Genomic DNA, 13,647 nt, shown 5'->3' with positions numbered 1-13,647 from the left:
TTCTTAAAAGACAAAAAGTTATGAAAAAGATTGTAATGGGAATCTGTGCTTTGATGCTTAGTGTGGCATCGTATGCACAAGTTGGTAAGACCACTATCAGCGGTCATTTCAATTACTTGCTCGACTCACCTAACAATTGTGGTATCGGTGCCAACATTGGCTATGAGTTTGCTGAGAATGTTCGTGGTGTCGCTCAGTTCGACTACTACTTCAACAAGGATCACGTGAGCATGTGGAACCCCAACATCAACGTAGAGTACCTGTTCCATATTTCTAACAGCAAGTTCACCGTTTATCCTCTGGCAGGTTTGAACGTGATGGGTTGGAGCTACGATGAGGGTAGCGATTCTAAGCTGGGCCTGAACATCGGTTGCGGTATGGAGTACCCTCTCAATGCCAATCTTTCGTTCAAGTGCGAGTACTGCTACAAAACTCAGTACGATGGTCATAGCACACTGAATGTTGGTTTGGTATTTCCATTCTAAATGTTAAAAAATGCGTTGCTCTATAGGCTATAGGCAATAAACGTTAAAAGTTTATTCAGAAGAATATATCGTAAGATATAATTTTCGTATCTTTGCAACCCGAAAACCGCGCGTAATACGCAAAGTTTTCGGGTTGAATTGTGTTTGGATTAAATTAGATACATGATAGTTAGTATGAAGAAAAGAATGTTTTTGGTAATGACCGTTGCATCGCTGATTTTGTCATCATGCGGTGGTGGCGGTGGTCGCCCCCAGTTTGGCGACAACGAGTATCCTGTAACAACTGTAGGTACTCAGAGTTCTGAAACACAGACCACTTATCCTGCAACCATCAAGGGTGTACAGGATGTGCAGATTAGTCCTAAGGTGGCTGGATTCATTACTCAGGTTAACGTGAAGGAAGGTCAGACTGTGAGCGCTGGACAGGTGCTGTTTGTGATTGATAACGTCACTTATCAGGCTCAGGTGCGCCAGGCACAGGCTAGCGTAAATACAGCAAAGGCTTCGCTCAATACTGCCAAGTTGAGTTATGAGAACGCACAGAAATTGCATGAGAATGGCGTGATTGGTGACTTTGAGTTGCAGCAGGCCACCAATCAGTACGAGCAGGCCAAGGCCACAGTAGCTCAGGCTGAGGCTCTGTTGGCATCGAATAAGGAGATGCTGAGCTACTGCTATGTGAAGAGTCCCGCTGCAGGTGTAGTTGGTACTCTGCCTTATAAAGTAGGTGCTCTGGTAAGCACTGGTAATGTGCTCACTACCGTATCAAACAACTCGTCGATGGAGGTTTATTTCTCGGTAACCGAGAAGGATGCCCTCGAGATGAGCAAGGGCGAGGGTGGTCAGAATGCTGCCGTATCAAAGTTCCCACCAGTTAAGCTGAAGTTGGCCGATGGTACTTTGTATAATCTGGATGGTACTGTAACCAAGATGAGCGGTGTGATCGATGCTGCTACTGGTTCGGTACAGATGATTGCCCTGTTCCAGAATCCACAGCGTGTGCTCAAGAGTGGTGGCTCAGGTGCTATCGTGATTCCTCACAGCAACTCATCGGCCATCATCATCCCACAGTCGGCTGTATCCGAGGTTCAGAACAAGAAGTTCGTTTACCTGCTGGGTGCCGACAACAAGGTGAAGTATAGCGAGATTCAGGTTGCTCCACAGAACGATGGTATGAACTACATGGTAACAGGTGGATTGAAGGCTGGCGACAAGTATGTGACCAATGGTATCACCAAACTGTCCGACGGTATGGAGATTGTGCCCATCACCCCAGAGCGCTATCAGCAGAAGATCGACGAGCAGGCTAAGGCTATGACTGCCGGCGACATCGTTGGTGCGATGAAGAAATAATTGATAATTGAAAATTTATAATTGACAATTATGACATTTACGAATTTTATAAAACGCCCGGTACTGTCAACGGTGATCTCTATCCTCATCGTGCTGCTGGGTTTCATCGGACTGGTCTCGCTTCCTATCGAGCAGTATCCGAATATTGCGCCGCCTAACATCGTGGTCATGGGTAGCTACCCAGGTGCCGATGCCGAAACGGTGAAGAATGCCGTGGTTACGCCACTTGAGGAGAGTATCAACGGTGTTGAGGGAATGGATTATATCACCTCAACAGCATCGCCTGGTTCGGCTATGATTCAGGTGATGTTCCGTCAGGGTATGAATCCGGATATGTGTGCCGTAAACGTACAGAACCGTGTGAGTCAGGCCACTGCTCTGCTGCCTTCCGAGGTTAACCAGATTGGTGTGCGCGTGGTAAAACGTCAGTCGTCACAGGTACTGATGTATTCACTAACATCCGACGGTCGTTACGACGATGAGTTCCTGACCAACTATAACGCCATCAACATCGTGCCTGCGCTGAAGCGTATCGAGGGTGTGGGTGATGCTTCTGGATTCAGTTCGAAGACCTACGCTATGCGTATATGGCTGAAGCCCGATGTGATGAAGCAGCACAGCTTGATTCCTTCGGATATCACAGCCGCACTGGCCGAGCAGAATATCGAGGCTGCTCCTGGTAAGTTTGGTGAGCAGGCTCCCAATGTGGCTTACGAGTATTCGATGCGTTATACCGGTCGTTTCCGTACTGCCGAGGAGTTTGGTAACATTATTATTAAGAGTGATGCTAACGGACAGACACTGAAGCTGAAGGATCTGGCTAAGATTGAGCTGGGTGGTGAAGGCTACTCGGTATCGATGAAGAACAATGGTGTACCTTCGGTAATGACCATGGTACAGCAGGTGGCTGGTTCGAATGCTAACGAGATTGCCAAGCAGGTTAAGGCCGAGCTTGAATCGCAGACGAAACTGATGCCTCCGGGCATGGAAGTGAAGATCAACTACGATGTGACCGAGTTCCTCTATGCCTCAATCGAGGAGGTGGTATTCACCCTCTTCATGACACTGGCACTGGTGTTCTTCGTGGTATATATCTTCCTGCAGGATATGCGTTCTACACTCATCCCGCTGATTGCCGTACCGGTATCACTGGTAGGTACATTCTTCTTCCTGAATGTGATGGGCTTCTCTATCAACCTGTTGGTACTGTCGGCCTTGCTGCTGGCCATCGCCATCGTGGTGGATGATGCCATCGTGGTGGTCGAGGCTGTGCATGCTAAGCTCGATCAGGGTTATAAGTCGTCGCTTACCGCCTCTATCGATGCCATGAACGAGATTTCGGGTGCTATCATCTCTATTACTCTGGTAATGGCAGCTGTGTTCGTGCCTGTATCGTTCATCGGCGGTACTTCGGGTACTTTCTATCGCGAGTTCGGTGTAACCATGGCTATCAGCATTATTATCTCGGCTGTTAACGCCTTGACACTGTCGCCAGCCCTGTGTGCTGTGTTCCTGAAACCTCACGATAAGGATGGTCACGAAAAGAAGATGTCGCGCGTGGATCGTTTCCACCAGTCGTTCAACGTGGCTTTCGAAACCACAACCGCAAATACCGTGGTATTCTCGAGAAACTGGTGCGCAAGCCATTGGCCATTATCGGTACAGTCGTTGTGGGTATCGTCGTGCTGGCTGTTACCTTCGTGACTACCAAGACAGGTCTGGTGCCTGATGAGGATACTGGTACACTGTTCTGTACCATCTCTATGCCTCCTGCCACTTCCGAGGCTCGTACCAAAGAGGTTGTGCTGCAGGTTGATTCTATCCTGTCGCAGATTCCTGCTATCAAGAACCGTGAGATGGTTCAGGGTTATAACTTTATCGCAGGTGCCGGTTCCGACCAGGGTACGTTTATCATCAAGCTGAAGCCCTTCGAGGAGCGTCAGAAAGGATTCTGGTGGAAACTCTCTGGTTTGTGGCAGGGCGATGGTATCTATCGCTTCTTCATCAATCCTTACGATGCGACCGGTGTGATTGCCCAGATCTTTATCAAGACAGCTCATATCAAGGATGCACAGATTCTGGCATTCTCGCCCCCAATGATTCCTGGTTTCTCTGCTAACTCGGGTATCTCGCTGGTTATGCAGGACCGTACTGGTGGCGATCTGAACCGATTCTTCGGTGTGGTTAAGGAGTTCCTGGCCGAGCTGAACAAGCGTCCTGAGTTCCAGTCGGCACAAACCTCTTACAACCCTGGCTATCCTCAGTACATGGTTCATGTGGATGTGGCTAAGTGTAAGCAGTCGGGCATCTCGCCAACAGCTGTGCTCAGCACACTGCAGGGATACTATGGCGGACTGTATGGCTCAAACTTTAACTCATTCGGTAAACTCTATCGTGTGATGATTCAAGGTTCACCTGAGACACGTATGACGCCTGAGTCGCTTAATAGTATATATGTACGCACACCTGCGGGCATGTCGCCTGTTAAGGAGTTCTGTAATCTGGAGCGTGTCTATGGTCCGTTGAACATCAACCGCTTCAACCTGTTCACCTCTATCAACGTAACAGGTACTGTGGCTGATGGTTATTCTACCGGTGAGGCGCTGAAGGCTATCGACGAGGTGGCTGCTCAGATGCTGCCCAGTGGTTATACCTACGACTACTCAGGTCTGACCCGTGAGGAGGCTAAGGCTTCCGACACCACAGGTATCATCTTCCTGTTGTGCTTCATCTTCATCTACCTCATTCTGTCGGCACAGTACGAGTCGTACATCCTGCCACTGTCGGTAGTACTCTCTGTTCCATTCGGATTGGCTGGTTGCTTCTTGTTCACCAACCTGTTTGGTCATGCCAACGATATCTACATGCAGATCTCACTCATCATGCTGATTGGTCTGTTGGCTAAGAACGCCATTCTGATCGTACAGTTCGCCCTTGAGCGTCGTCAGACGGGTATGGCCATCTCTTGGTCGGCTGTTTTGGGTGCTGCTGCTCGTCTGCGTCCTATCCTCATGACCTCACTGGCCATGGTTATCGGTCTGCTGCCGATGATGTTTGCCAGCGGTGTTGGTAAGAATGGTAACCAGACGCTGGGTGCTGCTGCCGTAGGTGGTATGCTCATTGGTACTATCCTGCAGCTGTTCGTGGTGCCCACACTGTTCGTTATCTTCCAGACTCTGCAGGAGAAGATCAGTCCGATTAAGTTCGAGGACGAGGAGAATCCTGAGGTTGCAGCCGAGCTGGCTCAGTATGCACATAAAAAATCAGAAGATTATGAATTGGAGAAGTAATATGAAGAAACTCATGATATGTATGTCTGCAGCATTGCTGCTGTCAAGCTGCGGACTCTATAATAAATACGAGCGCCCCGAGGTGGATACCAAGGGATTGATTCGCGACACTCAGTCGCTTACCGATACCCTGGCTGTACAGGACACCACCACCTTTGGTAATATGCCTTGGCGTTCGGTGTTTACCGATCCACAGTTGCAGGCACTCATCCAGCAAGGTCTCGATAACAATCCCGACCTGCTGAATGCCGCCCTCAACGTGCAGATGGTTAACGAGGCACTCAAGGTGGCCAAGCTGGCCTTCCTGCCCTCAGTAGCAGTAAGTCCACAGGGTTCACTCACCTCGTTCGATGGTGCTGCAGCTACCAAGTCGTACTCGCTGCCCATCTCAGCCAGTTGGAATGTCGATTTGTTCGGCAATCTGCTCAGTGCTAAGCGCTCGGCTCAGATGCAGCTCATCGCTACAAAGGATTACCAGACGGTAGTAAAGACCAACGTCATCTCTACCATCGCCAACCTGTATTACACCCTGCTCATGATCGATCGCCAGATGGAGATTGTTACCGATATGGAGCAGCTCACCAAGGAGACCTGGGAGAAGATGCAGTTTATGCACGAGAACCGCGCAGGCTATCGCTCTACAGCCGTTCAGAGTGCCGAGGCTGCCTACTATCAGGTACAGAGTCAGCGTGTAGATCTGGAGCGTCAGATGCGTGAGACCGAGAACTCACTCTCATTGCTGTTGGGCCAGCCAGGACAGTCTATCGCCCGTGGCAAGTTTGCTGAGCAGAGTCTGCCCACCGAACTCTCAGCAGGCGTAGGCATCCAGATGCTGGCTAACCGTGCCGACGTGCACCAGTACGAGATGTCGCTTGCTCAGTGCTTCTACGATGTGGAGACGGCCCGTAGCCGTTTCTATCCCAGCATTAGCATCACTGGTACAGCTGCCTTTACCAACAATAGTGGTTCAATCAATCCAGGTAAATGGTTGCTCTCGGCTGTTGGTTCGCTCACTCAGCCCATCTTCCAGCACGGACAGATTGTGGCTGGCCTGAAGGTGGCCAAGATGCAGTACGAGCAGGCTTACAACAAGTGGCAGAACGCTATCTACAAGGCTGGTAACGAGGTGTCTAATGCCCTCGTAGCCTACAACTCTTACAGTCAGAAGGCCGAGCTGGATGGCAAGCGTGTAGAGGTGCTCAAGAAGAATGTCGAGGACACCAAACGTTTGATGGAGTCGTCGTCAAACACCACCTATCTCGAGGTGATTACCGCTCAGAGCAATCTGCTGAACGCTGAGATAGCAGAGGTTAGCGACCAACTCTCAAAGATGCAGGCTGTAGTAAGTCTCTACCAAGCTCTCGGTGGCGGAGCCAATTAAAAATGTAAAAATTAAAAAATGTAAGAATGCAAAAATGGTAAAATCTAATTGTTACATTTTTAAATTGTTTAATTTTTAAATTGTGAATGATATGAACGAAATAAGTCCAAAAGCCGAGATTAGCCCAAAGGCCAAGATTGGCGACAACTGTAAGATATTCCCCTTTGTGTATATCGAGGACGATGTGGTGATTGGTGACAACTGTATCATCTTCCCCTTCGTTAGCATCTGCGACGGCTCGCGCATCGGTAAGAACAATAAAATCCATCAGGGCTCGGTGATTGCTGCCCTGCCACAGGATTTTAACTTCCGTGGTGCCAAGTCGTATGTTGAGATAGGCGATAACAATGTCATCCGCGAGAACGTGGTTATCAACCGCGGTACCAACAAGGATGGTGTTACCAAGATTGGTAATCACAACTTTCTGCTCGAAGGAACCCACATCAGCCACGATACCGTGGTGGGCGATAACTGCGTGTTTGGCTATGGTACTAAGATTGCTGGCGACTGCGAGATTGGTAACGGTGTTATCTTCTCGTCGGGTGCTATCCAGAATGCTAACACCCGCGCTGGCGACCTCTCGTTGATTCAGGCTGGTTGCACCTTCTCGCACGATGTGCCTCCTTACGTAATTGCCGGTGGTTCGCCCATGGAATATGGCGGTCCTAACACCACCGTGATGAACTACGCCGATATCGACCCAAAGGTTCAGAAGCATATTGCCAATGCCTACCGTTTGTTGTTCCATGGTAAGACGAGTGTGTTCGATGTGATTAATCAGATTAAGGAACAGGTGCCCGACGGTCCCGAAATCCGCAACATCATCACATTCCTCGAGAACTCCAAACGAGGTATCATGTGTAAATAAACAATTCAATCCCTCAGCTTATCACAAGCTGAGGGATTTTTTATGGTTACTACTGCTCTAAGGCTAATGGCTGTAGGTGCTGGTACTCGGTGCGGGCGTCGAAACAGGGACAGGCCTTTGTTACCCAGGGAAGGTCGTGGTGACCTATGATCTCGGCATCGGGGTAGTCAACTTTCAGACTACGTAGCAATGCTATGAGCGTTTGTTTCTGGGCTGGGGTACGGGTGTCGGCCTCCTGGCCTTTCTCGTTTAATCCGCCTTCGTAACAGATGCCTATGCTGTGGGCATTGTAGTGTCGGGCGTGCATGCCAATCTCGTCTTCGTCGCGGGTGGCATAGAGTTGTCCGTCGCGTTCAATGTAGTAGTGATAGCCTATGCCCTTGTTGTGGAATCGGGCGTTGTGACAGCTCTCGAGGTCCTTGACGGTGAAGCGTCGGTTGCTGCGAGTGGCACTGCAATGGATGATAATTAGGTTTACTGTGCGCATGACTGTACAGCTATAGTTCCCAGGACTGCAGTAATAACTGTTGCGATGAATTTAAGGACTTTAGCAACATTGGTCCAATTTACTTTCACCATATAGAATACAATTTTAAGGGTTAAGTTTAATCTCCGATAGGCTCATGGTTACCGCCTCCACCGGTGTTACCACCGCCGCTTGGCGTATCTGAACCATTACCGCTGGTTGAGCCACCGCCGCTGGTATTACCACCATCGCCATTACTTGGCTCAGTAGCTAGCTTACCATTCACAAAGGTAGCCTTCTTCAGGGTAGCCTCCAGGTTAAGACTCTTACTCATCAGGTCGCCAGTGGCACGGGCCTTCAGCTTCACACCGCTGATGTTCTTAGATACAGTGAAGTCCTCTTCCTTCTCCGCCATCTCCTTGTTCTTGATACCAAGAGAGAAAATGGCCAGGTCGTCGATCTTCACGTTCTTACCCTCCAGCAGGAGTTCCTTGATACAACCGATCATGTCGGTGAGCAGGCCCTTGATAACACCCTTAGAGTAAGGCGAGTTGTGAGTACTCATGTGCTCAGCCAGAGCATCCAGGTCGATAGTCTCCTCCACCACGTTCTTGGCGAACCACCTACCGAAACACTTGTTGCCAGTGATTTTGATTTGCTTTAAAATGTAACGTACCATAATTTAGATTAAACATTAAACATTAAAGAATAAACATTAGTGCCATCCGGAATGACAATGCAAAGGTACAGTATTGCAAGAGGCCATTGTCCAGTTACGGCAAGTTAGCGTGAAAATAATTAGAAATCGGGTGGTATTTCAGTGATTTTGGTCCATTTACCTTCAAAAAAGGTAGTCAGTTGCAACTCACGCACCACCTTCTGATACAGCTGATGACTCTGCAGCACACGCTGATCCTGCAGCTCTGGTGGCAGATCGATGCAGTAATCCTCACAAACATACTTCACGGCTTGTGGCGGCAGTAGCCTGGCATAGCGATTCACCCCCAGGGCATCCAGGATGTGTTGGCGGGTCTTCAGATAGCGGTTAAAAGTGCGATACGACACACCAGCCAGTTCGGCCAGTTTAGCCTTACTGATAAACAGATGCTTATTGTAGTAATTTACCATATTGATTGTGGATGAAAAGTAATTTGATTATAGATAAAAAGTAAGTTGATTTTGATGATAAAACAAGTTGATTATCTCGCAGAATCAAGTACAAAATCCACGATGTCGATACACCGTTGCTTTTGTTCCTCGGTGGCATGCAGTTCCAAGGTATTGTCAATCCGCAACCGGATGTCGTAATACTGTTCTGCTTGCTTGGCATAGTCGAGAAAAAACACGTAGTTGCTCATCGTGGGGTCGGTTCGCGGATAGATGGTTACCGTGCTACCCTGCAGCGGCGCCAGCATGTCCATCACCAAATGCGAGTTAACGGCATAAGCCAGCCAAACACATTCAGGATACAGCTCGCTCAGAATCACTGCCGAAGCCTCCGACTCTACGATGCCTATCGGCTTGGAGCCATCCACCAGATGCAGTCCAAACAGGCAGTGCTTCACAGTCCAGTAAGCCAGCAGCTCTTCGCGGGCTTTCAGCATCTGCGACAGCCAGCCATCACCGATATGAGCATCCAGCGGCGTCATCATGTCGTCGATCATCCAGAAGATGGTTCGCCCGGTCTTGGTTTTACCCAACCGATAGCACTCAGCTGCATGCAGCGCCTGCTCTGTGGTTATCACCCCCTGCCCTATCAGCACCTGCAGAAAATCGAACTCGCTGGCCCTGCAAGCCTCAACCATCGGCAGCGAAGGCAACATAAAGTTCACCCTCCGTTCTATCTCAGGCGCCAACCTTTCTCCAATAGCCTTAAACGTGTTGCAGAAAACCTCATTCCACTTCATCGGCTCGTGCGGGTTATAATTAATTAATAATTAAATTAAATTTAAATTAAGCCCCTTTATAGGGGCTAAATTAATTAATTAAATTAAAAGGGCAACGTGTTGTCAAGCAATTCCACCCAAGTCTCGCCCGTTTCGGGATGCTCCATCTTGCGCACAACCCCCGCATCCTCAGCCTTGGCCAAGTAGGCATAGTAGGTCGCAGCATCAGCCACGCCGCATTTCTTCAATGCCACAGCCATCAGCTCATTAAAACGGCGTTGCGAACGACCCTCAAAAGCATCTACGAAAACTTTTAACAGTTTATCAACCTCATCAGCACTCATATCCTGCTTCATGCTCATAAATCGTCCCTGCGCATCGCGTGGCTGTTCGTGATAGTTGGCACAAGCCTCAGGCAAGCCATCCTTATTAATGGTGTAATAAAAATTCTGCTTAATTTTTCGTTTGCGACTATAAGTCTGTTCCACCTTAAAAGTCTCATCATCACCCAGTATCGAGCACTGAAACACCTCGAAAGCCTTGTTGGTAAGTTCGGTACCGATAGAGCCACGCATGTTGCGATCCTGTTCACTCTTATTCTGGTGCAACACGCACACGATGCAACAGTTCATTTCCTTAGCCAGCTCCATCAGCTTCTCCATAATCAGCGTAGCCTGTACAGCATCGTTGATATCAGTCATCAGATCCTTCACACCATCGATAATACAAATGTCAGGTTTTATCGATCGGATAGCCACATCCACCATTCTTCCACGCTTCTCAAAACCAACACCTCGCAGGTTGAAGGCAAAAAACTGCGTATCGTCAAGCTTGTCCACGCCTGCCAGGGGCATGATTCGCTCTTTCAGTATCTCCTGCGTACTCTGCTGACTCTGCTCTGTGTCAATCCAGAGCACCTTTAGCGGCTCGTCGGTCAGTCGTTCCAGCGCCAGTGTCTGTCGCTTGATGGTAGCCGCCATCAGTATCGACAGGAAGGTAGTCTTGCCACTCTTTGCCTTACCACAATCAGCAGTCAGCTCGCCACGATAAAAGCAAGGCACTCCATGGATCGAAAACAGCGGCTGCATAGGTGGCAGTTCCATCTCAGGGGTGATACGACCCGATTGCAACTCATCCAAATCCTGCATCGAAATTATTTTCTTCGCTGAAGGGGTTGCAGCTTGCCCCATAAGGGGCAAACTGCTTTTGATTAGGTTTAAATTTTCCTGGTTCATAGTTTTTTGTGATTTAAACACAATATTTTAGATGATTGAACGTTATTGATATAAAGTGTCACCGGTTGACAAAACAAAGGTAAAAAGATTCCGGCAGGCTAACAAAATAGTGTCCTATAGTCAGGACACAATATATAATTATTAACACAATTACGTAAAAAACGTGATGAAGAAGTACAATTTAGATCCACTGTCAGCAGCGCACGCTCTGACAGTCAAGGTGCTGGAGAAGGTCCACACGACTTTCTACCGCATGCACCGTGCCAAAGAGGCCCAGTACAATCTGGGCCATGGCTGTATTAATGGAGCCTAAAAAGGTAAACTTCCTTCGGACTTCGAGTTAAAAACCAGTAAGCAGATCGAAATCTGGCGCGACATCCTGTCGCACTACGACGACAATCCCGAGCGACAGGAGCAGCTGTTTAAAGAGCTCATCAGTGAGCTGCGCGAGCATCTCCTCCCCCGCTAAAAAACATTCATCCGAGAGCACAAAGGCTCTCGGATGATCATCTCCTTCACCACACTATCCCTCGTGCTAATCGTGTCAGGTTCATACGAGTGATAAGCCCCATACGACATAGGAGACCGGGACTTAAACCACGCGTCATACGCCGCAAAGATAATATTTTTTTTCGATTTTATTTGCATTTTTCGCTAACATATCGTATCTTTGCAGCGAAAGTTAAGAAGTTATGACTACAAGAGCAGCATTAACACGGATAAAGCAGACAGCCGCCTCTACTATTCCCAAAGGTGGTAAGGCCATCCTTTATGGTTCAAGAGCCAGAGGTGATGCTCATAAAGATTCAGATTGGGATATCCTTATTCTATTAGATAAGGACACCCTTGACCAATCTGATTACGACAATGTCAGTTATCCGTTTGTCCTATTAGGCTGCGACTTAGGTCAAGAAATCAACCCCATCATGTACACTACTAAAGAGTGGGAATCATATCGTATTACCCCATTCTACGAGAATGTGACTCGTGATGGCATAGTTCTGGTATAATTATGGAAGCTGAAGGTTTCCTTGCAAGAATGATGCAGTTACGTCAAAAAGCAGATTACAACTGTGCTTACGACATTTCTGAAAAAGACCTGGCAGATCAAATCCAGACATCAAAAGACTTCATAAAGAAAATCGAAGAACTTCTTGCGAAGTAGGCCAAGATATCAACTATTCCCCCGACTAACAGCTTTAAGTCTGCCACGGGACTGTCCCCTGGCAGGCATGATGTGTGCTATAAAAAATTAAAGTTTCGTTATTCTTTGTTAAATACGTCGTATTTAAATTTGCTTTTTATATTTTTGCATCGGATGTTTTTATAACGCCACAATAACTTAAAATACCAAATTATGAAACAGTACCATCTTGTAAAATATATCTTTGATGGAGTCTGCCACGGGACTGTCCCCTGGCAGGCAAATGCCATCAGTTATGCCTACGACCTGAACAATAACCCCCAGCAGATATATTTTATGAATGGCAGTGTAACCAAGTATGTATATAGTGCTTCGGGGCAGAAGCTACGCACTGTTCACTACACCGCCAAGCCAAATATCAGCTGCACTTGGGGTGTGAAGCCTGCTGAGCTGACATCATCGCAAATCCTGCAGGCTGATTCAACAGACTATCTGCTTGGCGGAAGTCTGGTTATGAAGAATGGCAAGGTTGATAAGTACTTGTTCGATGGTGGATACGCTCAGGCATCAGCTGCCAGCACAACGAGCGACAATTTTACGTTCTATTATTACACACCTGACCATCTAGGTAACATCCGTGAAGTGGTAAATGCAAGTGGCTCTGTGCAGCAGATAACGAACTACTACCCCTTCGGTGCTACATATGCCGAATCTACAGCCGCAGATTTCCAACCCTACAAATACAACGGCAAGGAGCTCGACAAGATGCACGGTCTGAACACCTACGATTACGGTGCCCGCCAACATGACCCCATCCTTGCAAGATGGGATAGGATCGATCCGCTTTGCGAGAAGTACTATGGCACTAGTCCCTATGTGTATTGTGTAAATAATCCTGTTGTTTTAATTGACCCAGATGGAAGAAGTACCCAAGTAAAAATATTAGAAGATGGTACATATCAAGTGATTGGGGGAGATATTAATGATAAGGATCGTAATATCTATGTTTATACTCAAGACGACGACGGAAACTATACGGTAAGAGGAGAATCCATCGGAGTTTCTGCAACAATGACATCTTTTTATAATAGTGATAAGAAGAAATGGGAAAATAGTATAATTAACCCTTCGGATATGAGTGGGGAAATCTTTTTGGGAAAAATATTCAAAGATCCTGATCTTATTTCATATATGGATAAGGCAAGAACAAACCATGAATATGATTTTAAAGTCACAAATGGCACGTTAGGCAAGAAAGATGTGAATCCATATAGAGGAATGCCTATTGGAAAAACTCAGGGTGGAATGAGGATATATTCTTCTGCGCGTGATATTGGAAATATTGCTGCAGGATATGTAGCAGCTGTAAATGGATTGACATGGGAACTCGCAAGAGTAGGCTTTGATATATATCAAGGGGGCGTAGAAGGAATATCTACTCAAAATGCAGAATATTATGGTTGGAAATATGGTAAAAAATCTATGCCTTTTGTGAAAGAGAAGTTTAATAGTAGTAATCCATTTTTAATCCCTTAAAAA

General features: G+C 47.5%; 14 protein-coding genes and 1 pseudogene. 9 read left to right on the top strand and 6 right to left on the bottom strand.

Going from position 1 to position 13,647, the window contains the following annotated elements; genetic code table 11:
- Positions 1 to 20: 20 nt before the first annotated feature.
- From PRU_RS09585 to lpxA, 5 genes and pseudogenes are all read left to right on the top strand, one after another.
- Positions 21 to 485 carry an outer membrane protein gene (locus PRU_RS09585; RefSeq protein ID WP_028908370.1) on the top strand — a complete coding sequence of 155 codons (465 nt, stop codon included), beginning with the start codon at positions 21 to 23 and terminating at the stop codon, positions 483 to 485.
- Positions 486 to 659: 174 nt separating this feature from the next.
- Positions 660 to 1,838: an efflux RND transporter periplasmic adaptor subunit gene (locus PRU_RS09580; RefSeq protein ID WP_033149670.1), complete on the top strand. Its 1,179-nt coding sequence runs from the start codon at positions 660 to 662 to the stop codon at positions 1,836 to 1,838.
- Between the two features lie 30 nt (positions 1,839 to 1,868).
- Positions 1,869 to 5,128, top strand: a pseudogene (locus tag PRU_RS09575) (efflux RND transporter permease subunit).
- A gap of 1 nt (position 5,129) precedes the next feature.
- Positions 5,130 to 6,509, top strand: a complete 1,380-nt coding sequence (locus PRU_RS09570; protein ID WP_013063101.1) for a TolC family protein — start codon at positions 5,130 to 5,132, stop codon at positions 6,507 to 6,509.
- A 91-nt stretch (positions 6,510 to 6,600) separates the two neighbouring features.
- Complete coding sequence (lpxA, locus tag PRU_RS09565; protein ID WP_041386063.1) at positions 6,601 to 7,377, top strand: acyl-ACP--UDP-N-acetylglucosamine O-acyltransferase; 777 nt, start codon at positions 6,601 to 6,603, stop codon at positions 7,375 to 7,377.
- 49 nt (positions 7,378 to 7,426) lie between these two features.
- Here the strand turns inward: lpxA and PRU_RS09560 are convergent, their stop codons facing one another.
- The 6 genes from PRU_RS09560 to PRU_RS15375 all read right to left on the bottom strand — a co-directional run bounded on the left by PRU_RS09560 (position 7,427) and on the right by PRU_RS15375 (position 10,919).
- Positions 7,427 to 7,864 carry an N-acetylmuramoyl-L-alanine amidase gene (locus PRU_RS09560; protein ID WP_013063557.1) on the bottom strand — a complete coding sequence of 146 codons (438 nt, stop codon included), beginning with the start codon at positions 7,862 to 7,864 and terminating at the stop codon, positions 7,427 to 7,429.
- Complete coding sequence (locus PRU_RS16495; RefSeq protein WP_157054486.1) at positions 7,852 to 7,956, bottom strand: smalltalk protein; 105 nt, start codon at positions 7,954 to 7,956, stop codon at positions 7,852 to 7,854. The genes PRU_RS09560 and PRU_RS16495 overlap by 13 nt, the downstream gene beginning before the upstream one ends.
- 26 nt (positions 7,957 to 7,982) lie before the next feature.
- A complete protein-coding gene (locus tag PRU_RS09555) occupies positions 7,983 to 8,522 on the bottom strand; it encodes an HU family DNA-binding protein (RefSeq protein WP_013064043.1) in 540 nt (179 codons plus the stop codon).
- Positions 8,523 to 8,641: 119 nt separating this feature from the next.
- The gene (locus PRU_RS09550) at positions 8,642 to 8,971 is read right to left on the bottom strand and encodes a hypothetical protein (RefSeq protein ID WP_013063087.1); all 330 of its coding nucleotides are present in this window, start codon (positions 8,969 to 8,971) and stop codon (positions 8,642 to 8,644) included.
- 71 nt (positions 8,972 to 9,042) lie between these two features.
- Entirely contained in the window at positions 9,043 to 9,750 is a 708-nt protein-coding gene (locus PRU_RS09545; RefSeq protein WP_139294868.1) for a DUF6371 domain-containing protein, read from the bottom strand.
- A gap of 83 nt (positions 9,751 to 9,833) precedes the next feature.
- The gene (locus PRU_RS15375) at positions 9,834 to 10,919 is read right to left on the bottom strand and encodes an AAA family ATPase (RefSeq protein ID WP_013064682.1); all 1,086 of its coding nucleotides are present in this window, start codon (positions 10,917 to 10,919) and stop codon (positions 9,834 to 9,836) included.
- A gap of 211 nt (positions 10,920 to 11,130) precedes the next feature.
- On the opposite strand from PRU_RS15375, the gene PRU_RS16100 reads away from it, so the two are divergent.
- The 4 genes from PRU_RS16100 (at position 11,131) to PRU_RS15370 (ending at position 13,644) form a co-directional block, all read left to right on the top strand.
- Positions 11,131 to 11,277: a hypothetical protein gene (locus PRU_RS16100; RefSeq protein ID WP_177168135.1), complete on the top strand. Its 147-nt coding sequence runs from the start codon at positions 11,131 to 11,133 to the stop codon at positions 11,275 to 11,277.
- Positions 11,278 to 11,656: 379 nt separating this feature from the next.
- Positions 11,657 to 11,974 (top strand): nucleotidyltransferase domain-containing protein, encoded by a 318-nt coding sequence (locus tag PRU_RS09530; RefSeq protein ID WP_013063273.1) that lies wholly within the window; start codon positions 11,657 to 11,659, stop codon positions 11,972 to 11,974.
- A gap of 2 nt (positions 11,975 to 11,976) precedes the next feature.
- Positions 11,977 to 12,129 carry a hypothetical protein gene (locus PRU_RS16095; protein ID WP_155267480.1) on the top strand — a complete coding sequence of 51 codons (153 nt, stop codon included), beginning with the start codon at positions 11,977 to 11,979 and terminating at the stop codon, positions 12,127 to 12,129.
- A 192-nt stretch (positions 12,130 to 12,321) separates the two neighbouring features.
- A complete protein-coding gene (locus PRU_RS15370; RefSeq protein ID WP_013063456.1) occupies positions 12,322 to 13,644 on the top strand; it encodes an RHS repeat domain-containing protein in 1,323 nt (440 codons plus the stop codon).
- The last annotated feature ends 3 nt before the right edge of the window (positions 13,645 to 13,647 follow it).

This window comes from Xylanibacter ruminicola 23, assembly GCF_000025925.1.
GTDB classification, from domain to species: domain Bacteria; phylum Bacteroidota; class Bacteroidia; order Bacteroidales; family Bacteroidaceae; genus Prevotella; species Prevotella ruminicola.
This window is presented reverse-complemented; position numbering and strand designations above follow the sequence as displayed.